This window comes from Nocardiopsis sp. LDBS1602 (assembly GCF_035818715.1).
Classification (GTDB): Bacteria; Actinomycetota; Actinomycetes; order Streptosporangiales; family Streptosporangiaceae; genus Nocardiopsis; species Nocardiopsis alba.
Map to the genome: position 1 here is coordinate 597749 of NZ_JAYLVW010000003.1, position 20721 is coordinate 618469.

Sequence of the window (20721 nt, forward strand, 5' to 3'; positions counted from 1 at the left end):
CGGATCCGCTGTCATGGTGGTTCCCGCTACGGAAGGTCCCCCATGTCCGAAACAACCGAACCCGCGTCGGCGGCGCGCCGACGATCCCGGGTGGATCGCGCCACGCTCCGAGCCGACCTCCGCCGTCTGATACCGGACACCGGCGCCGCGCTGGTGGTGACGGCGCTCATCTTCGCGATCCTCTGCGTCCGGATCGAGGCCGGCACGTCGCAGACCATCATGGTCATGCCGTTCCTCGCCGACCTGCGCGAGTACTGGCTCTACATCGTCTGTCAGGCCTTCGGATGGTCGGCGCTGCTCTGGGCGTGGATCACCATCATGTTCGGCCTGATCCGCTCCTCGGCCCCGGTATCGGGGTCCCCGATCACGCACGCGCGGTGGGAACGTTGGCACCGCGTCACCTCCCTGACCACCATCGGGCTGATGTTCGCGCACATGCTCGCGTTCTTCATCGAACTGGTCCGCGCCGACGAGGAGGGTCTCGGCCCGGGCGGCCGACTCCTCTCCGCCTTCGTGGACGTGTTCGTACCCGGTGGATACTCGACCGGGACCGGCCAGGTGGCGATCCTGATCGGTCTGATCGCCTTCTACCTCGCCATCCCGCTCGGCCTGGCCTACTACGTCCGTTCCTGGACCGGCCCCCGCGTATGGCGGGTACTGCACCGCTTCGTCATCGTCGTGTACGTGCTGAGCGTCTGGCACACCCTGCTGTACGGGACCAACGTGTGGTTCGACGGCTGGTTCCGGACGGTGGTGTGGCTCCTCCAGATCCCGGTGGCGGCGCTCCTGCTCGCCCGTCTCCTGGCCCCGCTGCGTCGGGAGGAACGGTTCCGGTGGAGCGGTGAGGACCTCCTCGGACGGGCCCGGGCGCTGGGCGTGGCCGGCGCGCGTCTGGCGCTCGCGGGCACCCTCGTGCTCCTGGTGGGGGTGGTCGCGACCGGCAACGATGGAGGTCGCTCACCGGACGTGCCTGCCGGGGAGATGTTGGTCGACCAGGGCATGGTCTGGGGCGGTCTGGTCGTCCTGCTCCTGATCCTGGGGACGGCGGTGGCCATGGCGTGGTCACGCCCGTCCCGAGGCGGAGCGGCACGAGAGAGGGAGAGGACCCGCTGACGGGTCCCCTCCCGTGACACCACGACTCCGGGTCGGGGCGGAACGTCCGCCCCGACCCGGGCCGTCAGGCCTCGGTGGGGGCGATCGGCACCACCGAGGCGAAGGGGGCGTGGGTGGTCAGCCGCTCGGTGATCCCGGCGCGGACCATCGTCTTGGCGGTGCGGACCGCGTCGCCCACCTCGGCGCCCTTGGCCAGTTCGGCGGTGATCGCGGCCGCGAAGGTGCAGCCGGCGCCGCTCACCCGCTCCTCGCCGATCTTGGGGGCGCTCAGCACGGTGACCTCCTCGCCGTCGAAGTGGACGTCGACGGCGTCGGGGCCGGGCAGTTCGGTCCCGCCCTTGACGATCACGTGCCGCGGGCCGAGCTCGTGGATCCGACGGGCGGCCTCGATGAGGTCGTCCACGGTCTCCAGGCTCTCCATCCCGGCGAGCGTGCGGGCCTCGAAGTGGTTCGGCGTGATGACGGTGGCCAGCGGCAGGATCTGCGCGGTCAGGGCCTTGTCGGTGTCGAGCGCGGCTCCGGGCTCCTGGCCCTTGCAGATCAGGACCGGGTCGAGGACCACGTGACGCCACTCCTGCTCGCGCAGGGCCTTGGACACGACGTCGATCGTGTCGGGGGTGCCGAGCATGCCGATCTTGACGACGTCCAGGTCGTGGCAGGACGTCGCGGCCTCGATCTGGTCGGCGATGACGCCCGGGTCGACCGGGACGAAGCGGTGTCCCCAGGAGTTCGCGGGATCGAAGGAGACGATGCAGGTGATCGTTCCGACACCGTAGACGCCCAGTTCCTGGAAGGCCTTGAGGTCGGCCTGGATCCCGGCTCCGCCGGTGGCCTCCGACCCTGCGATCACGTACGCGCGGTTGGTCATCGAACACCAACCTCCCTCTGTTCGTTGTGTTGTTGCGCGGTGTCGGGGCCCTGACGGGTCACGAACCCACTGGACATTGCATCACAACTGGTCATTTCAGGCATATCAGTCGTCCGACGGGGGCGCCGAGAACAGCGCGCCGACGTCCTCGAAGGTACGGGCGGCGGCGAGCAGATCACCGTCGCGATGGTGGTCGGCGACCAGCTGAACACCTACGGGCGCACCGTTCCGGTCGAAGCCCGCCGGAAGGCTGAGAGCCGGATGTCCGGTCAGGTTGAACGCCCAGGTCAGAGCCACACTCATGGTGTCACCCGGGCCCTCGTGCCCATGCGGCGGGTTCGGGGTCGTGGGGGTGGCCAGGAGGTCCACCTCGGAGAGGAGGGCGTCGAGGGCCGAAGGGGCGTATCGGCCGCCGTGGCGCGTCGGGGCGTCTCCGCTCCGCCGGGCCGACCAGGAGGAGGCCGGGTCGGGAAGCACGAGCGTCACGTCCACCACCTCCATGCCGGGCACGCGCTCCTCCCAGGCCCGTAGTCGGTCACGGGCCACGCGCGCGATCTCCGGGTCGGTGTCGGCGAACCCGAGGTCGGCGGACCAGCCCACCCGGAGCGTGGTGACGGGGGCCTTCACCGCGGGACCGCCGAGGACGACCCTGCGATACAGGTCGGCGTCGGCGGGGGAGCGTGTGATCGGACCGCCCGAGTTCAGCCGGGCCCGGTCGCGGGCCGGCAACAGCCCGTTGGTCGGCTTGTAGCCGACGACCCCGCACCACGCGGCGGGGATCCGGGTCGATCCGGCCCCGTCGCTCGCGGTGGCCATCGGGACGAGCCCGGCGGCGACCGCCACCGCCGACCCTGCCGAGGAGCCGCCGGGGGAGAGGTCGGAGCACCACGGGTTCACCGTGCGCCCCCGAGGGGTGTCCCCCCAGGTCCGCCAGTCCGTCCCCGGGCCGGGGATCGAGGCCGCCCCCACGGGGACGGCCCCCGCCGCGATCAGGCGCTCGGCCTGGACCGAGGAGATCCCTTCGGAGGCCTTGACCGCCAACGGCACCCCGGCCAGGGGAAGGACCTCGCCACGTCGCACGGCCCGGTCGATCGCGGCGGCGCGGGACAGGGCGGATCCCGGCCACACCTCGGTGAAGGCGCGCAGCCGGGGATCGTCCCGGTCGATCCGTTCCAGGGCGGCGCGGACCGTCTCCACCGCCGTCACGCGTCCCGAACGCACCAGGTCGGCGGTCTCTCCGGCTCCGAGGGAACCGAGATCGGTGTCGGTCCTTCGGGTCACGCGTCCTCCTCGGGACTCGGGCGGGGGTGTTCGCTCACAGGTCGGCCAAGAGGAGATCGGTGCCGTCGTAGCCGCTCACGTAGGCGCCTTCGACGGTGTTCTCGCCGGTGGTGGGTTCTCCCATGAAGTACAGGACCCCGCGGACCGGGGCGGCCAGGGCGGCGGGGGCGTCGTGCGCGCCCGGAGGGACGAACAGGTAGGCGCCCGCGCTGAACTCGTCCGTCGCCCAGTCGTGCGTGGTCCGGGCCCTCGGCTCCGGGACCGTCTCGTCCAACGCCTCCGCCAGGGCCGCCAGCCCGGCGGCGAAGCGGTCCTCGACCGTCATGGCGGTCAACCGGCGGGCGTTCTCCCCGGCGGCCCAGGCCACCACCACCTCCGGATCCTCTCTGGAGAGGCACCAGAACACGAACCCCGTGTCCTCGTCCCACCCCAGCACGTCCTCCTCGGCGGGGAAGACCGGTCGGTCGAACTCGTAGACGAGCTTCAGGGCGTCGGTGCGGTCCAAGGCCCGGATCGCCTCGCGGTGGTCGTCCGGGAGTTCGGGGGAGAAGGCGACGTCACCGGACTTGAGCACCCCGATCGGCAGGGTGATCACACAACGGTCGGCCCGGATCTCGGTCGGCCCCTCCAGGGCGTCCACCGACAGCACCACACCCCGGTCCGACCAGTGGACCCGGCGTACCGCGTGCGAGAGACGGATGTCCAGGCCATGGGCGAGCGGGGAGAGGATCCGGTCGTAGCCGTCCACCACCCGGAAGTTCTCCCGGGGCGTCGACCACCAGTCGAAGAGCCCGGAGTCGTGCATCCACCGGGCGCTCCACCGGTGCATCGGCTCGTTGTCGATGGACACCGGGGGCCAGCCGTCCTCGGGGATTCCGAGGCGGGTCAGATAGGCGGCGGCGTCCTCGGCGTCGTGGGGAGGTTCGGGGGTCGGCAGAGGGTCGGCGCTCTGGTCCGAGGGGCCGACCAGGACGGTCTCCGCCTCCGCCTCGGCCACGAGCTCCCAGGTGTAGGCGTCACGGCCGTGGATCAGGCCCGCGCCCAGTTCCACCGGGACCGACGTGAAACCGCGGTCGGTGTACAACTGGCCGCCGATCCGGTCCCTGGCCTCCACCACCACGACCGACAGGCCGTGGTCGCTCAGGTTGCGCGCGGCCGAGAGACCGGCCACCCCGGCGCCGATCACGACGACGTCCCACCGCTCTCCCAGAGTCCGGAACGAGGCGCCCACCGCCACCGCCCCTCCCAGGAGCACGGCTCCGCCCAACAGCAGGGATCTTCGACTCAGCGGAGGTGAAGGGCCTCCCTTCGACCCGTGGACATCCGTGGTCAACGCCGCCTCCCGAGACCTTCGTGGGCACCTCACCCGTCGAGACGCCGCCTCCGCATTATCGGGGCGGTCGGGGACCGGGGCGGCACAGGGAGGCCCTCGGGTCGGGGAGAGGTTGCGGTCATAAAAATATGCCCATAATATTTTTATATGCCACGCACCGCGGACCATGACGAGAGACGAATCCAGGTCGCCGAGGCCCTGCTGCGCACCGTCGCGCGCAAAGGCCTGGCCCGGACCACACTGGCCGACATCGCCGACGAGATGGGGGTCTCCGTCGGCCTGGTCCAGCGCTACTTCCGAAGCAAGACCGCGCTCCTGCGCTTCGGTGTCGAACACCTCTACCGGCGGGGCGAGGAGCGGCTCCTGGCGGTGGACCCCGTTCCACCGATCCACGACCTCGCCTACCGCCTGGCCCTCACCCTCCTCCCACAGGACGAGGAACGGCGTCTGGAACTCACCGTCTGGCTGGAGTTCCTTCCCGCCACCGTCACCGACCCCGAGATGGCGCGCATGCACGGAGAGGCCACCCGCGCGGTGATCGACATGTTCACCCGGGTCCTCGCCGCCGCGCGGGAACGGGGCGAACTGGCCGAGGGGCTGGACCCGGCCGAGGAGGCGCGCGCCCTCGACGCCCTGATCGACGGACTGACCATGCACCAACTGACCAACCCCGATCTGTACGGGGACGCCGACTCCCGCGCCATGCTCCGGCGCCACCTCGACAGGCTCTTCACGGCCGGCGAGGACACCGACGAACGGAACACGGAAGGGGACCGGGGATGACCGGAACGGTCGGAGCCACGAGACCGGCGGAGCCGGGGAACACGAGCGGGCGACTCCCCCTGCTCGACGTGCTGCGCGGGGTGGCGATCCTGGGCACGCTGGCCACCAACGTCTGGCTGTTCACCGCTCCCGGCGGCGAATCGGTGATGCTCTACGGCAATGACGGGATCACCCCCATGGCCGCCTTCCTCGACTCCCCTTCGGTGGGCACGCTCGCGGAGGGGCTTCTGCGGACCGTCGCCAACGGCAAGTTCCTCGCCCTGCTCACCCTCATGTTCGGGGTGGGTCTGGCGATCCAGTACCGGTCCGCCTCCCGCCGGGCGGGGCGGTGGCCGGGTCCCTACAAGTGGCGGGCGCTCTTCCTCTTCGTCGAGGGGGCGGTGCACTTCACCCTCGTCTTCGCCGCCGACGTGCTCATGGGGTACGCCGTGGTCTCCCTGCTGGTGGCCTGGCTGCTCACCCGCTCGGAACGGGTGCGGAACACGGTCATGTGGCTGTCGCTCTCCCTGCACCTGGCCGCGATGGGGCTCCTGACCGCCGCGCTGACGGCCTTCCCCGAAGAGGACACGGGGGTGCCCGCCGAGGCGATCGACCTCTACGCCCACGGTTCCTACACCGATCTGGTCGCCTTCCGGCTGGACAACGCCCTGGCCCTGAGGATCGAACCGATCATCACCTTCGGGTTGATGGTGTTCATGTTCCTGCTGGGTGTGCGCCTCTTCCGTGCCGGGGCCTTCGGGGCGGACGAGACCGGACGGCGGATCCGGACCCGACTGTCGAGATGGGGGATCGGCCTGGGCGTCCCGTTGACGCTGATCACCTCCCTGGCCGGCCCGGACTGGTTCCTGTTGGACCGCTACGTGGCGGCACCGCTGGTGGCCCTGGGTCTGATCGGTCTGGTGGGATGGGTACTGGACCGGGTCACCGGCCGGGGCCCCCTGGCCTCCGGGCTCGGCGCGCTCGGCCGGATGGCGATGACCGGATACGTCACACAGAACGTGGTCCTGATGTTCCTCTGCTACGGCTTCGGCCTGGGCCTGACCGAGCGGATGGCGGACACCGGCCCCGGCTGGGTCATGGGGCTGTGGGCGGCTCTGTCCCTGTCGCTCCTGGTCGGCGCGTCACTGTGGCTGCGCCGCTTCGAGCACGGCCCCCTGGAGGCCCTCCAGAAGAAGGTCCTGGCCCGGGCACGCTGAACACTGTGCGAAGAAGGAACGGAACGCCGGCCCCCCGGTTCCACACGAGAAATCGTCAGAGAACGACAACGACGGACGTCACCGGAGCATCATCATGAACATGCCCCCACAGAACGCCCAAGCGGCCTTCCTGAACCTGCTGGCCTCGACCTACGCCCGGTACGGAGTGGAGATCGAAGCGCTCCCGCCCACCGGGATGCGGATCCCGATCCCGGGCCACGACCCCCTGGCCATCGACTACGCCGACACCGTCTCCGAGGTGCTCGGACACCCGCCCGAGCTGCACTCGGAGTTCGCCGAGCAGATCGTCTTCGGCATGCTGCGGCAGCTCCGCTCACGAGGGGTCCCCGTGGGCACCCACTACCCTCCGCTCTCCACGGACCTGGGGCGCAACGCCCTGCTGTCCGCCTTCTCCGAGCGCGGGATCGGGGCCCACTTCGACTTCCCGGACTCCCTGGTCGTCACGATGTCCGACGGCACGGGGATCCGGCAGAACGTCCAGGATCTCCTCGCCTCGCTCGAAGGGGCCGACGAGGGCACCGCGTCCAAGGCCGCGGCCGACTTCGTCGCCTCCTTCGAGGAGCGGGCGCGCCAGGTGACCTCTCGGCAGGCCCCGCCCCGCGAGACCCTGCGCTCGCGCCTCTACCCGGAGACGGCCTTCCCCGAAGGGGTGATGGAGCGGCTCCTGACCCGCCCGTTCGCCGCCGGGGTGGTGGAGACCGTGGTCGCGGACTCGCCCGAGAGCATGCGACCGCTGAACCGCGGCGAGCTCTCCGACCTCGGCCTCACCGAGGAGCAGGCCTTCGCGCAGGCGGTCGAGGGCTCCCTGAGCGAACCGGTCGACGTCTCCCGCATGAACGCGGGAGACGTGCCGATCGTGCACATCGGCTCCGAGGGTGGCTTCTACGTCAACGCCCGACTGCACGAGCTGGCCCGTCACCTGGGCGAGACCGAGCACGGCGCGCTCGTGGTGTTCCCGTCCCCGCCCGTGGTGATGGCCCACGTCCTGGGCACAGCGCACCCGATCCAGGCCATGGAGACCCTCCAGGGGATCACCGAGCGCTTCGTCGCGGACACCGACAAGCCCGTCACCGACAAGCTGTTCTGGTGGCGTCCGGGGACCACCGAGAACGGTCTTCCCCGTCTGTCCGAGGTGCGCGTCGAGGTCGACCACGAGACCAGGTCGGTCTCCCTGCACACCGCCGATCAGGAGTTCGGTCCCCTCCTCCAGAGCCTGATGTAGCGGAGACCTTCGAACGAAGTCGACGGGGCGGTCAACTCGGCCCGTCGGTCCGCGCGGTCTCGGCGAACTGTCCGGGACGACGTCCCTCGCCGGGGCCGCCCGCGTAGGTCTGTCCGATCGCCAGCCACTCCTCGGCGGCCTCCCCCCGAGATCGCAGGTCGGTGTCGGCCACGTGGCGACGGCGGGTGAGGACCAGGCAGAACTCCTGCGCGTCCCCGGTCACCACGTCCACGGCCTCCTCGGGCCCCATCCTCCAGAGGCCGCCGTCCGGGGCGGTCAGTTCCACCCGTACCGGGGTCGCCGGCTCGGGGAGCCCCCGGACCATGTGACTGTACGGACGGACCCGCAGGGCCAGGTGGACGATGTGCGCGAGCCGGGAGGTGGGCTCACGGGACGCCCCCAGGGCGTCCACGACGTCCTGACCGTGAGCCCACGTCTCCATCAGGCGGGCCGTGGCCTTCGACGCCACGCTCATCGGCGGGCCGAACCAGGGCACCCGTGTCCCGGCCGGAGCCCGGGACAGCGCCTCGCGCAGGTCCGCCGAGGACCGGACCCAGAGGTGGAGCAGCTCCTCGGGGGGCAGGGCCGCCAGGGGAGCGGCGGCCGAGTCCACGAACCCCTCCGGGTCGGCCGCCGCCTCGGCCAGTGTTCGCGCGAACGCCTCCTCGTCGGTCAGGGCCGTCGTCGCCGCCCGATCGAAGAAGGCCAGGTGCGCGACCTGGTCGGTGACGTCCCAACCGGGCGCGGGGGTGCGCGTGGCCCAGTCGTCGGGGGAGAGCCCGGCCAACAGACCGGCCAACTCCTCCTGTTCCGCGCGCAGATCCTCGATGAGGGCGTGTACGTCGACCACGGTGTCTCCTCACGGTGGCGGCCGGACAACGGAGTTGACCGACATGTCATGTTGCGCGCACCATAACAAAAGGTGATCCGGGTCTCCCAGGGGTGGGCGCGCACCTCCGGGCGACCGAGAGGCCCCGACCCAGGTCCGCCCCCAGAACACGGATGCGAGTGTGCGCCGATGAACGCGACCGACACCCCGAGAACCGACCGTTGGAACACCCTCGAGCGGGCCGCGCTCCGTGAGACGGTCCGTGCCTTCGCCGCCCGGGAGATCCTGCCCCATGTGGACCGATGGGAGGAGGAGGGGCGTCTCCCCCGAGACCTGCATCGGGCCGCGGGACGCCTGGGACTGCTCGGCCTCGGTCAGCCCGAGTCCGTCGGAGGGGCGGGCGAGATGCTCGACCAGCTCGTCGTCTCCGAGGAGGCCGTCCTGGCCGGGGTGCCCACCGGGGTCCTGGCCTCGCTGTTCACCCACACCATCGCCCTTCCGGCCCTGGTCGCCGACGGACGCGAACACCTGGTGCGCGACTACGTCCGACCGGCTCTGGAAGGGGAGTCGATCTGCTCGCTCGGCATCACCGAACCCGGTGCCGGGTCGGACGTGGCCGGACTGCGCACCCGAGCGGTCCGCGACGGGGACGAGTGGGTGCTCGACGGGAGCAAGACCTTCATCACCTCCGGCTGTCGCGCCGACTTCGTGACCGTGGCCGCGCGCACCTCCGACACCGGCCACGAGGGCATCTCGCTCTTCGTCGTGGAACGCGGCACACCCGGCTTCACCGTCACCCGTGCCCTGGACAAGATGGGCTGGCACTCCTCCGACACCGCCGAGCTGTCCCTCGTCGACGTCCGGGTTCCCGCCGATCGGCTGGTGGGGGAGGTGGACCGCGGTTTCTACCAGATCATGGATCAGTTCGCGAGCGAGCGGATCGGCCTGTCCGTACAGGCCTGCGCGGTCGCGCGGCGCTGCGTCGACCTCTCCCTGGAGTGGGTGCGCGAACGGGAGGCCTTCGGCGGCCCTCTGGCCCGACGGCAGGTCCTGCGGCACCGGCTGGTGGAGATGCACCGTCGTACCGAGGTCGCCACCGCCTACGTTCGGGGGATCGCCGAACGGCTCCAGGACGGGGAACCGCTCATCGCGGAGGTGGCGATGGCCAAGAACACCGCGACCGAGGCGATGGACCGCGTGGTCGACGACGCCGTCCAACTGTACGGAGGGATGGGTTTCATGCGCGGGACCGAGGTGGAACGCCACTACCGGGACGCCCGGGTGTTCTCCATCGGAGGCGGCACCTACGAGATCATGAACGAGGTCATCGCGAAGTTCCTCCCTCTGCGTTGACCCTTCGAACCGGGAGGAGAGGGGGCGACCGGTGAACGGACGGGCGACGACCGGGCGACCGCCGACCGAGCGAGGCCGCCGTAAACGGGGCGCGCTCGTCCAGGCGGCGCGGGAGGTCTTCGAGGAGCGAGGGTTCGAGGACACCCGGATCGCCGGCATCACCGGTCGGGCCGGTGTCGCCTACGGAAGCTTCTACACCTACTTCGACTCCAAGGAGGCGATCTTCCACGAGGTCGCCAAGGGGGTGGCCGGAGAGATGTTCGACGCGGCCCGCTCGGCGGCGCCCCCGGGCACCGAGCCGATCGACCGCATCAGACACGCCACCGGTCGGTTCCTGGACGCCTACCGGGACAACGCCCGGATCATGCAGGTCATCGAACAGATCTCGCCCAGGCACCCCCTCTTCCGGTCCCTCTTCCTGGAGATCCGGGGCCTGTTCGTCGAACGCATCGTCGCCGGCACCCGCAGACTCCAGGAGGAAGGGGTCGCCTCCTCGGACATCGACGTGGCGGCCACGGCGAGCATGCTCGGCGGGATGGTGGAGCACACGGCCCGGATGCTCTACCTGTACGGGGAGGAACACGACCCCGAGGTGGTCGTGGAGACCGCCACCCGGCTGTGGGCCCGAGGCATCGGCCTGGACTACGAGGACCCTCCCCGGAGCCCGGAGGAGATCGGTGTCCGCGACGGGAAATAGCATCACCGCATGAGCAAGAAACACACCCTTCCCGACATGCTCGACGACGCGGCCCTGCTCTCCCTGGAACACCAGATCCACCTGGAGGAGTTCCTCGGCGAGCACAACTGGCACGTGGACCTCCAAGCGGCCCGCTTCGAGTTCACCGGCGAGCGACCCCTGATCTGCGAACGGTTCCACCTCCTGGGCAGCGCCGCCCCCGGCCCCCGATCCTGGATGTGGGGCTGGGCCAACCCCTCCGGCTTCCCCGAGGAACTGACCGCCCTCGGCGCGGCCGTGCGCGACTTCGGTCGCGACAACGAGATACCCGAACTGGCCGACCCCGAGGTCCCCTTCGCCACCCTGCCCGGATCCCCGGAGGAGGCCCACCTGGCGCTGCACCCCCTCACGGAGGCGGCCAAGCTCCTCACCGGCCGCTGGTTCTCCTACAACGGCGACGCGGGCGGAGGCACCCGGGTGGCCTTCATCATCGAACACCCCGACCTGAGGTTGCCCGCCCCCGTCTCCACCCGGGTCATGCGGATCCTCCAGGAGGGGATCTCCGGTCTGCGGCTGTTCGACCACAAGCGCGCCGTGTACACCTACGCCCGCCTGCGCGGACTCTCTCCCCGTTTCGTCGACGCGGAGCGGAGCGGCATCACCCTCGGAGGGGCCGACTTCACCTTCGAGGTGTCCTTCGACGAGCACAACCGGATCTCGGGGATCGAGGGGAACCTGTCGGGGGCGTCGACCACCGGTTGACCCTCCATATCCGGACCCCTCCGTCTCGGAAGGGCCGGTCGGATCGATGAGCGTGGACGAACGGGGGAGCCCTCCGCCTCGACACCGGTCGAGGCGGTGGCTCTGTGCCCGCCGACGATCCGCCCCGAGCTCCGCCTTCGCGCGGCCCCTCTGCGAGCATGACCCCATGAACCATGAGACGGACGAGACGACCGCCCGGGTCTGGAGGGCACTCGGCGGATCGGACGACCCCCCTGTCCCGATCTCCCGCGTCTCCGCCGGAGCGGTGCTGCCCGCGACGCTGCCGGTCCGTGAGGCGGCCGGGGCGACGGTCGGAGCGTGCTCCCTCGCCGCCGCGGAACTCGCGGCGGCCCGGAACGGCGGGCCGGCGCCGCGTGTCCGAGTGGACGCGGGCGCGGTGGCCACCGCCTTCATCAGCGAACGGCATCTGCGGATCGACGGCCGCGCGCCGACGCCCTTCGCCCCGCTCTCCGGGTTCTGGAGGACGGCCGACGGCTGGGTGCGCACCCACGCCAACTACCCCCACCATCGCCGGCGCCTGATGGAGGCGCTCGAACTCGGCGACCACGACGACCCCGAGACACTCGCGGCGACGCTGGCCGAGACGTCCGCCGTCGAGGTCCAGGAACGGGTGTACGCGGCGGGCGGCCTGGCCGTGGCCGTGGCGCCCGCCCCCGAACGCGGATCCCCTCCCGAGGACCGCCCGCCCCTGGTCGAGATCGGAACGCTCGGAGAGAGCGGAGGACGACACCTGGGGCCGGGACCGCTCCCCCTGTCCGGTGTGCGCGTGCTGGACCTGACGAGGGTCATCGCCGGCCCCGTCGCCACACGGACGCTCGCCCTCCTCGGCGCGGACGTGCTGCGGGTCGACCCGCCCGCCACCCCGGAGGACCCCGACAGTCACATCGACACGGGCCAGAGCAAACGCTCGACCCTGGTGGACCTGGGCACGGCCGAGGGCCGCGGTGTCCTCGAGGGACTGCTGGAGACCGCCGACGTGGTGGTGGCCGGCTACCGTCCGGGCGCCCTCGACCGGTACGGACTCTCCACGGGGGAACTGATCTCCCGCCGCCCCGGACTGATCGTCGCCCGACTGTGCGCCTGGGGGTGGGAGGGCCCCTGGTCCGATCGGCGGGGCTTCGACAGCCTCGTGCAGGCCGCCACCGGGATCGCGGCGATCGAGGCGCCCGCCGACGGCCGACCGGGCGTCCTCCCCGCCCAGGCCCTGGACCACGGCACCGGCTACCTGGTGGCCGCGGGCGTGCTGAGGGCGCTCACCGAACGGCAGGGGGACGGTCTGGGGCGCGAACTGCGTTTCTCCCTCGCCGGTACCGCCTCCTGGTTGCTGCACGACGTCGTCCCGGAACCGGTGCCGGAGGGCGACCACGACGCCGAGGCGTGGCTGACCGAGACCTCGTCCCCCTATGGGCGGTTGCGGTACGCCCTCCCGCCGATCCACTACGAAGGCGGCCCCGGGGACTGGCGGCACCCCGCCGGCCGCTGGGGCACCGACCCCGCCGCCTGGGCGTGACGGCACGGGCCCGCCTGTGGGGGCGGGCGGGCCCGACGCTTCTCGAAGGGCGGCCGGGATCAGGCCGAACGGCGGGCCTCGGCCTCGGCGATGCCCCGTCGACAGGCGCGCGCCAGCGATCGGTGGTTGCCGAAGCGTTCCCAGAGACGGAAGGGCGGCAACGGGCCGGAGGGGGCGGTGCCGACCGGTGCCCCTTCCGCCTCCTCGACCAGCAGATATTCGCCTTCGAGCCGTCCCGAACGGGACCAACGTTCCCAACGTTCGAAATCGGGACTGTACTGATGGGAAAAGGCGAACGCCGGTTCGTCGGACCCTTCCAACGACTTTCCATTTCGGGCCCACAATGCCGTCTTCGACCCTGATTGGTCCGACCAATCGTCGGCCGTGACCACCTCGACCTCGGGGACTCCGGAGCGGTCGCGGACCAGGAGGGCGTCGGAGGAGCGTGTACGCGGACGGGTCTCCCGCTCGACCTCCACCGAGGCGAGCGACACGATCACGCGCGGTACCCACCACCAGTTCTCCCGGCGGGCCATGAGGCTGTTCGCCCGCAGCCGCGTCGGCGGGTGCTTGAGCGTCTCCTGATCGACCAGGGCGTCGACGAAGAAGCGCCCCTCCAGGTCCTCGACGACCTCGACCGGGCCGACACCGACCACCCCTCCGGTCCCCCCCGCCCCCTCCTCGGTCACACTGAAGGCGACGCGACGATCTCCGAGCGTGAGGGCGGCGGTCGCGAGCGAGTAGGGGAGCGCGACGCAGGGGCGCTCGCGCCACATCAGCGGAACCACCGGAACGCCTGTGGGGCCGGAGGAGGAGATCCAACAGAGTTCCGCGACGGTGGACCGCTGCCAAACCGTGATCAGGTCTTTCAAGGTCGGACCTTCATAGTCGGAGAAGTCACATGCTAATTTCTGGTGACTTTAACCCATCGTCCGAGTCGGCGTGATACCGGGCGAAGGGCCAGGGTAAAGAACGTCGATTCGGGCCCGGAATGCGAAAGGTAGGCAACGGCCATGCCCGCTGCCCTCGTCCTCCTCGCGTCCGTAGCGGTCTTCGCCCTCGGCTACCGTTACTATTCGCGATACCTCGCGGACCGTGTGTACGCCCTGGAGCCAGGGTTCGTTACCCCCGCGCACACCTACAAGGACGGTGTGGACTTCGTCCCCACCAACCGTCACGTCGTCTTCAGCCACCACTTCATCTCGGTGGCCGGCGCCGCCCCCATCGTCGGCCCGGCGGTCGCCGTGTTCTGGGGCTGGGGCCCCGCGCTCGCGTGGGTCCTGCTCGGCACCGTGTTCGCCGCCGGCGTGCACGACTACGGTTCCCTCGTGCTGTCGGTCCGTCACAAGGCCCGCAGCATCGGGACCCTCACCGGAGAGGTCATCGGCAAGCGCGCCAGGACGCTCTTCCTGGTGATCATCTTCTTCCTGCTGACCATGGTCAACGCCGTCTTCGCCGTGGTCATCTCGAACCTCTTCGTGGCCTACCCGGAGTCGGTCCTGTCGATCCTGGTCGCGATCCCGCTGGCCATCGGCGTGGGCCAGGTCGTCTACCGGAAACGCACGGCCGCCCTGCTGCCCTCCCTGGTCGCCCTGATCCTGGTGTACGTGTGCATCCCGCTCGGCGTCCGGGTCCCGATCCAGCTCGACGGCATCGCCGAGGCGATCGGCACGACCCCCAACACGCTGTGGGTCCTCCTGCTGTTCGTCTACGCCTTCCTGGCGTCCCGACTGCCGGTGTGGATGCTGCTCCAGCCGCGCGACTACATCAACCTGCACCAGATGCTGCTGGCCCTCGTGGTCATCTTCCTCGGAGTCCTGATCGGTTGGGACAAGGTCGTGGCCCCCGCGATCAACACCGACGTCCCCTCGGACTCCCCGTCCTGGTTCCCGCTGCTGTTCATCACCGTGGCCTGCGGTGCGATCTCCGGCTTCCACAGCCTCGTCGCCTCCGGGACCACCGCCAAGCAGATCGACAAGCCCTCCGACACCCGGATGGTCGGATACCTGGGCGCCGCCGGCGAGGGAACCCTCGCGGTCTGCTCCATCCTCGCCTGCACCGCCGGCGTGGTCGCCGCCTCGGCGTCGCCGCTGGCCGACTGGAACCTCATCTACAGCGACTTCGGCACGGCCTCGGCCGGGGCCACCGGGAACTTCGTCGAGGGTGTCGGGCAGTTCGCCGCCAACCTCGGGATCCCCCTCCAGGTCGGCGTCATCTTCGCCGTGGTCGTGGTGGTCAGCTTCGCCGCCACCACCATGGACACCGGCGTGCGCCTTCAGCGCTACATCGTCCAGGAGATCGCCGAGATCGTCCGCTTCCGTCCGCTGGCCCGCAACCTCACCCTGGCCACCCTGGTCGCCACCGTCGTTCCGCTGGGCCTGGCGCTCATCCCCGGCGACTTCGCCTTCGGTACGCTGTGGCAGCTCTTCGGCACCACCAACCAGCTCACCGCGGGCCTGGCGCTCGCCGTGATCGCGGTGTGGGTGACCAAGCGCAGGCGCAACCCGCTCGCGATCCTGGTCCCGCTGGTCTTCCTGCTGTTCATGACCTCGTGGGCGCTGATCGTCAACCTGATCGAGTTCCTGCGCTCGGACTCGGCGATCGACCTGTTCCTGATGGCGCCGCTCGACTTCGTCATCTTCGGTCTGGCCATCTGGCTGGTCGTCGAGGCCGGGATCGCCCTGCGCAAGGCGTGGATCCAGCGCGACCTTCCGGGAGGCGAGGAGGAGACCTTGGACGAGGTCGCCGAAGAGACCGAGACCTCCGAGACGAAGGAGAAGTAGGAACGTGACCCCGCTGGGTGCGCTCTCTCGCGTACGCGACGCCTGGAGACGGGTGGAGGCCTTCCACGACGCGGTCTTCGCCTCTCGTTGGCGTCAGGAGATCCGCCGAGAGGCGCGCACCCAGCAGGACACCCTGCGGGCCCTGCTGCTCCTGGAGACCCTGGGGGTGGAGGGGCCCGTGTCCTATGAGACCCTCGACCTGATCCCGTACATGGTGGCCGATCTGCACGAATGGCACCAGCGCATGGGGCGCGACGATCTGGGTGGACCGGGGGTGTGCTGTTGATGTTCGGTCGACGCGGGCCGAGAACGGCCGAGAAGGTCGATCCCACCGCGCCCCGCATCGTCTTCTTCGGAGGCAAGGGCGGGGTCGGCAAGACCACCATGGCCGCCGCCCACGCGCTCCGCCTCGCCGACCGGGGGCTGCGCACCCTGCTGGTCTCCACCGACCCGGCGCACTCCCTCGGCGACGCCCTCGCCCTCTCCCTCGGGGACGACCCCGTTCCGGTCACGGAGAACCTGTGGGCCCGTGAACCCGACGCCGACGCGGCTCTGCGTCGACGCGTACGGGGGATCGGCGACGACGCGGCCGCCGCCCTGCCCCGCGAGATCCTGCCGGCGGTCACCCGCCACCTGGAACACGCCGCGGCGGGGCCCGGCATGGCCGAGTCCGCCTTGGCCGATCTGCTCATGGACACCATGGAGGAGGTCCCCGAACGGTGGGACCGGCTCGTGGTGGACAGCGCGCCCACCGGCCACCTTCTACGCCTGCTCCACCTGCCCGAACTGCTGACCCCCTGGGTTCAGGGGCTGGCCCGCCAACGCGAACGCGCCATCGACGCGGACCGCTTCGCCGTCGGGGTGGTCGGCGGCTCCGGGGAGAACGAGGACGACCCCCTCCTGGAGCGACTGCACGCGCGTCGCCGCAAGCTGGAACGCGCCGCCGAACGCCTCCGTGAGGACGCCGAGGTCCGTCTGGTGCTGGTGCCCCGCCGCATGGTCCTGGCCGAGACCGACCGCGCGGCCCGGGAACTGGCGGAGACCGGGTTCCGTCTGGGCACCGTGATGATCAACCAGGTGCCCGGGGACGCCGACCCCGAGGTCCTGGCCGCCGTCCGTGAACGCTTCGCCGTCCAGGGCACCGTCGAACTGGCGTTGAGCGAACGCGAACCCCTGGGCCCCGACGCCCTGCGCGCGTTGGTCGAACGCCTCCCCTGACCCCCCTCAGCCGGTCGGGACCTCGTTCCTCCGGTGGTCGGGGACGGGGCGCGCTCCCGCTCACGTGGCGAACGGCGGGAGCGCGGCGTGGCTCAGGCGCCGACGACCTTGTAGCCGGCCTCTTCGACGGCGGCGCGGATCTCGGCGTCGCCGAAGTCGGAGCCCTCGACGCGGACCCGTCCCTCGGCCAGGTCGACGGTCACGTCGGTGACCCCGGAGACCTTGCCGATCTCGGTGCTCACCGAGTTCACGCAGTGGCCGCAGGTCATCCCCTCGACCTCATAGGTCCGGGCGTCCTCGGTGGCGGCGGTGGAACCGGCGGAGTCGGTGGAGCAGGAGCAGGTGGTGCACATGGAAGGGTCTCCTTCGGTCTCATATACCCCTACCAGGTATGAGGGGCCGAGATGAATATACCCCCTGCTGGTATCTGGGTGGACCATGGGAGGCCGGGAACGCGGAGCGGCCCCGCACCGGAAAGGGCGCGGGGCCGCTCATGAGGCGGTCTCCGGTCAGGCCACCGCGTTGATGCACCACACGATCCACGGCAGCGCCACGATGTCGATCAACACCGCGCCGGCCAGCGGAACGATCAGGAAGGCCTTCTCCGAACGGACCCCGAAACGGCGGTTGAAGGCGTCCATGTTCGCCATCGCGTTGGGGGTGCCGCCCAGACCGTGACCGACCATGCCCGCCGCCATCGTCGTGGCGTCGTAGTTCTTGCCCAGCAGGCGGAAGACCACCAGAGCGACGAACAGCAGCAGGACGATCACCTGGACCGCGAGGAGCAGTACCAGCGGCAGGGCCAGCGCGTACAGGTCCCAGATCCTCAGACTCATCATGGCCATGGTCAGGAACAGACCCAGCGACAGCGACGACACCAGCGACAGGGCGCCCTGGTGCATGCGAAGGCCGAACCGGTCGCCCACGTTGCGCACGACGGCGGCCACCACCATGGCGCCCACGTACGAGGGCAGCACGAACCCGGTCGTCTCGCTGAACCACGTGCCCAGCGCGACCCCGGCGACCATCACCGCACCGATCAGGACGGCGGTGTTCACCAGGGGGCCGTAGCCGACCGGCTCCTCCTTCTCCTCCACCTCGACCGCTCCGGTCTCGGCGGCCTCATCGCCCGACGGCACCTTCACTCCGTGGCGCTTCATCAGCCAGGAGGCCATCGGCCCGCCCAGCAGACCACCGGCGACCAGGCCGAACGTGGCCGCGGCGATCGCGACCGCGGTGGCGCCGTCGGTCCCCAGGGCCTCGGCGGTGGGACCGAACGCGGCGGCGGCGCCGTGGCCGCCCTCCAGGGCGACGGCACCGGCCATCACGCCCAGCACCGGGTCGAGGCCCAGCGCCGTGGCCATACCGATGCCCACGACGTTCTGGAGGATCGCCAGGGTCCAGCACGCCAGCAGATAGACGATCAGCAGCTTGCCGCCCTTGCGGAGCAGGCTGACACTGGCCCCCAGACCGATGGTGGTGAAGAACGCGATCATCGCGGGGTCCTGCAACGTGGTGTCCAGCTCCAGCTGTGCCACGCCGGTCTCCCGCAGGGCCAGAACGGCCAGTGCGAAGGCGAAACCACCGATGACCGGACCGGGGATGCTGAACCGCTGGAGGAAACCGATACGGCGCCGGGCGAACTCGCCCAGGAGCAGCAGGGCGACTGCCAGCGTCGTGGTCTGGATCAGGTCCAGGGAGATGTTCATACGCTCCGCCTTCTGCCCGCGCGTACGCGGTCCACCATGCGCGCGGCGACGCGCGCGGTCCGGCCGTCCACATCCAGGGACGGGTTGAGTTCGGCCACGTCGAAGAGGGCCAGCCGTCCAGAGGCGGCCACCTCCTCGACCACGGCCTGCACCACCTCGGGCGGAACGCCGAGCGGGGCGGGGGCGCTCACCCCGGGCGCGACCCACGCGGGCAGGGCGTCCAGGTCGAGCGTGAGGTAGACGTCGTCCACCGTGTCGAGGAAGGAACGGACGAAGTCGAGTACCCGCTCCAGGTGGGCGGCGGTGCACCGGTCGTCGGTGAGGTACTCGACGCCGAGCCGGTCGGCGCGGTCGAACAGCACGGGGGTGTTCCCGGCCTCGTTGATGCCGACGACGGCGTAGCGGAAGTCCCGTCCCCGGGCCTTCTCCGCCTCGGAGATCTGGAGGAACGGTGTTCCGGAGGTGGGCTCGGACTCCTCGCGCAGGTCGAAGTGGGCGTCGATGTTGAGTACGCCCAGGGTGCGGGTCCGGTCCGTTCCGAGGCCCTCGTCCAGGCCCAGATAGCTCGCGTAGGCGACCTCATGGCCTCCCCCGAACACGATGGGGAAGTGCCCGGCCCTCATGGCCTCGGCCACCACGGAGCCCAGCGCGCGCTGGCCGGTCTCCAGATCGCCGTCGTCCACGCGGACGTCTCCGGCGTCGTACAGAGCCTCGTCCCGGTGGAGGGCGAGCGGTGCGAGCGCACGGCGCAGGGCGGCGGGGCCTTCGGCGGCACCGGTGCGGCCCTTGTTCCTGCGCACACCCTCGTCGGAGGCGAAGCCGACGATCGCGGTCCCGGTCCGATCGGCGCGGTCGAGCGGTCGCACCGTGTTGTGCCAGCGCCGGTGCTCGGCGCCCGGGCCGTCGTCGCGTCCGGTCCAGACGGGGGGATCCACCCTGTTCAAATCGTTCCTCCACTCAAGTCACGCGCCGCCTCCTTGACGAGGCGGACGTAGTAGGGGCGTCGGCGCTCGGTCAGCGCCGCCGGGGCCATCACGGTGACGACCCCGCTCAGGGAGCCGGAACCGTCGAGAACAGGGGCGCTGGCGCCCCATACGCCCTCGTCGAGGGCGCTCTCGCTGATCGCCACGCCCCGTTCCCGCACCAGGGGGTGGGCGGCCTCCAGGGCCCGCACCCGTTCGGAGGGGAGGCGGTAGGCGGCGTACACCTCCTCGCGTCGGGAGTCGGGGAGGTGGGCCAGCAGTGCCTCGGCCGTGGCCCCGCGCAGCAGGGGCCGCACGGCTCCGCGGGTGTAGCAGCAGCGCAGCACCCGTGCCCCTTCGACCGCGTCCACGCACAGCGCTTCGGTGCCGACCGGCACCATGAAGGCCGCCAGTTCGCCGGACTCGTGCGAGAGCCGCTCCAGTCGGGGACCGATGGAGGTGCGCTCCAGCGCGCCGTTGCGGTACCTCTCGGCGAACCGGACCGCCACGGGGCCCGCCCCGTAGTCGGGGCCGGTGCCGACACGCTGCACGAACCCGGCCGAGGAGAGCCGGTCCAGCATTCGGTAGACGGTGCTGACCGGGATGCCGGTGATCTCGGCGACCTGCGCGGCGGTGGCCCTCTCCGCCTCGGCGAAGACCATCAGTACGCCGAGCAGGCGATCGGTGGTCCGCCCCGAGTTGCCGGAGGCCGGATCCGCGGGTGTCGCTTCGGCGGACATGGCGCCCCCCTTTCCCGGACCGAGCGAGCTCCGAGCTGCGGTGCGGACTCGGGGCCGGCCCACTCTATGGATCGGACAAAAGGGATGAAAAGGGCAAATTCTCATCCAATGAGAAGGCTATGTTCCGGTGCGCGGGCCGAAGAGGGATCGGTTCTGTGAGGTTGCGCTCAGGCGGGGCCTCGCGGAGGAAGGAGGCCCGCCGGGGCGGTGACGAGGGAAAAGAGCGGGTCGAGGATCCCCCAAGGCGGGGGAGCGGGTGGGAGAAGAGCCCGGACACGAGAGAAGGCCCCGCGGGGCGGGGCCTTCCTCGGCTTTCGGTGGGCCTCCACACCGTTCGCTCC

20 protein-coding genes are annotated in these 20721 nt (G+C 70.8%); 11 read left to right on the top strand and 9 right to left on the bottom strand.

From position 1 onward, the window contains the following. The first annotated feature begins 42 nt into the window (after positions 1–42). A complete protein-coding gene (locus U9J66_RS14690; RefSeq protein ID WP_042282289.1) occupies positions 43–1113 on the top strand; it encodes a ferric reductase-like transmembrane domain-containing protein in 1071 nt (356 codons plus the stop codon). A gap of 64 nt (positions 1114–1177) precedes the next feature. On the opposite strand, the gene thiD is transcribed toward U9J66_RS14690, so the two are convergent. From thiD to U9J66_RS14705, 3 genes are all read right to left on the bottom strand, one after another. After that, complete coding sequence (thiD, locus tag U9J66_RS14695; RefSeq protein ID WP_042282286.1) at positions 1178–1981, bottom strand: bifunctional hydroxymethylpyrimidine kinase/phosphomethylpyrimidine kinase; 804 nt, start codon at positions 1979–1981, stop codon at positions 1178–1180. A gap of 105 nt (positions 1982–2086) precedes the next feature. Beyond that, positions 2087–3262 (bottom strand): amidase, encoded by a 1176-nt coding sequence (locus U9J66_RS14700; protein WP_326337934.1) that lies wholly within the window; start codon positions 3260–3262, stop codon positions 2087–2089. Positions 3263–3296: 34 nt separating this feature from the next. Then, positions 3297–4529 carry a flavin monoamine oxidase family protein gene (locus U9J66_RS14705; RefSeq protein ID WP_161112418.1) on the bottom strand — a complete coding sequence of 411 codons (1233 nt, stop codon included), beginning with the start codon at positions 4527–4529 and terminating at the stop codon, positions 3297–3299. 213 nt (positions 4530–4742) lie between these two features. Here U9J66_RS14705 and U9J66_RS14710 point away from each other — a divergent pair, with 213 nt between their 5' ends. From U9J66_RS14710 to U9J66_RS14720, 3 genes are all read left to right on the top strand, one after another. Further along, the gene (locus tag U9J66_RS14710) at positions 4743–5378 is read left to right on the top strand and encodes a TetR/AcrR family transcriptional regulator (RefSeq protein WP_042282283.1); all 636 of its coding nucleotides are present in this window, start codon (positions 4743–4745) and stop codon (positions 5376–5378) included. Beyond that, positions 5375–6574, top strand: a complete 1200-nt coding sequence (locus tag U9J66_RS14715; protein ID WP_326337935.1) for a DUF418 domain-containing protein — start codon at positions 5375–5377, stop codon at positions 6572–6574. Before U9J66_RS14710 ends, U9J66_RS14715 begins: the two co-directional genes overlap by 4 nt. Positions 6575–6674: 100 nt before the next feature. After that, on the top strand, positions 6675–7817 hold the full coding sequence (locus tag U9J66_RS14720; RefSeq protein ID WP_326337937.1) for a hypothetical protein: 1143 nt from the start codon (positions 6675–6677) through the stop codon (positions 7815–7817). Between the two features lie 31 nt (positions 7818–7848). Here U9J66_RS14720 and U9J66_RS14725 read toward each other — a convergent pair whose 3' ends face one another. Continuing rightward, on the bottom strand, positions 7849–8667 hold the full coding sequence (locus U9J66_RS14725; protein ID WP_326337938.1) for a TIGR03084 family metal-binding protein: 819 nt from the start codon (positions 8665–8667) through the stop codon (positions 7849–7851). 168 nt (positions 8668–8835) lie between these two features. Between U9J66_RS14725 and U9J66_RS14730 the strand changes: the two genes are divergently transcribed. The 4 genes from U9J66_RS14730 (at position 8836) to U9J66_RS14745 (ending at position 12968) form a co-directional block, all read left to right on the top strand. Continuing rightward, positions 8836–9999 (top strand): acyl-CoA dehydrogenase family protein, encoded by a 1164-nt coding sequence (locus tag U9J66_RS14730; RefSeq protein ID WP_326337939.1) that lies wholly within the window; start codon positions 8836–8838, stop codon positions 9997–9999. 31 nt (positions 10000–10030) lie between these two features. Next, complete coding sequence (locus U9J66_RS14735) at positions 10031–10696, top strand: TetR/AcrR family transcriptional regulator (protein WP_042282273.1); 666 nt, start codon at positions 10031–10033, stop codon at positions 10694–10696. A 9-nt stretch (positions 10697–10705) separates the two neighbouring features. Then, on the top strand, positions 10706–11437 hold the full coding sequence (locus tag U9J66_RS14740; RefSeq protein ID WP_042282271.1) for a DUF6882 domain-containing protein: 732 nt from the start codon (positions 10706–10708) through the stop codon (positions 11435–11437). A 166-nt stretch (positions 11438–11603) separates the two neighbouring features. Then, complete coding sequence (locus U9J66_RS14745) at positions 11604–12968, top strand: CoA transferase (RefSeq protein ID WP_326337941.1); 1365 nt, start codon at positions 11604–11606, stop codon at positions 12966–12968. A 59-nt stretch (positions 12969–13027) separates the two neighbouring features. On the opposite strand, the gene U9J66_RS14750 is transcribed toward U9J66_RS14745, so the two are convergent. Then, the gene (locus U9J66_RS14750) at positions 13028–13840 is read right to left on the bottom strand and encodes a hypothetical protein (RefSeq protein ID WP_161111148.1); all 813 of its coding nucleotides are present in this window, start codon (positions 13838–13840) and stop codon (positions 13028–13030) included. 141 nt (positions 13841–13981) lie between these two features. Here U9J66_RS14750 and U9J66_RS14755 point away from each other — a divergent pair, with 141 nt between their 5' ends. Genes U9J66_RS14755 through U9J66_RS14765 form a run of 3 tightly spaced genes read left to right on the top strand, consistent with a single transcriptional unit; the run spans position 13982 to position 16969 of the window. Further along, a complete protein-coding gene (locus U9J66_RS14755; RefSeq protein WP_326337943.1) occupies positions 13982–15751 on the top strand; it encodes a carbon starvation CstA family protein in 1770 nt (589 codons plus the stop codon). 4 nt (positions 15752–15755) lie between these two features. Next, positions 15756–16037, top strand: a complete 282-nt coding sequence (locus U9J66_RS14760) for a cory-CC-star protein (protein WP_014911971.1) — start codon at positions 15756–15758, stop codon at positions 16035–16037. After that, the gene (locus U9J66_RS14765) at positions 16028–16969 is read left to right on the top strand and encodes an ArsA family ATPase (RefSeq protein ID WP_378757031.1); all 942 of its coding nucleotides are present in this window, start codon (positions 16028–16030) and stop codon (positions 16967–16969) included. Before U9J66_RS14760 ends, U9J66_RS14765 begins: the two co-directional genes overlap by 10 nt. Before the next feature lie 92 nt (positions 16970–17061). Here the strand turns inward: U9J66_RS14765 and U9J66_RS14770 are convergent, their stop codons facing one another. The 4 genes from U9J66_RS14770 to U9J66_RS14785 form a co-directional block, all read right to left on the bottom strand. After that, entirely contained in the window at positions 17062–17322 is a 261-nt protein-coding gene (locus tag U9J66_RS14770) for a heavy-metal-associated domain-containing protein (RefSeq protein ID WP_014912668.1), read from the bottom strand. 156 nt (positions 17323–17478) lie between these two features. Continuing rightward, positions 17479–18678: a sodium/glutamate symporter gene (gltS, locus tag U9J66_RS14775; RefSeq protein WP_161111151.1), complete on the bottom strand. Its 1200-nt coding sequence runs from the start codon at positions 18676–18678 to the stop codon at positions 17479–17481. Further along, the gene (gene hutG, locus U9J66_RS14780) at positions 18675–19613 is read right to left on the bottom strand and encodes a formimidoylglutamase (RefSeq protein WP_234305771.1); all 939 of its coding nucleotides are present in this window, start codon (positions 19611–19613) and stop codon (positions 18675–18677) included. The genes gltS and hutG overlap by 4 nt, the downstream gene beginning before the upstream one ends. A 5-nt stretch (positions 19614–19618) precedes the next feature. Continuing rightward, positions 19619–20380, bottom strand: a complete 762-nt coding sequence (locus tag U9J66_RS14785; RefSeq protein WP_161111152.1) for an IclR family transcriptional regulator — start codon at positions 20378–20380, stop codon at positions 19619–19621. Positions 20381–20721: the final 341 nt, after the last annotated feature.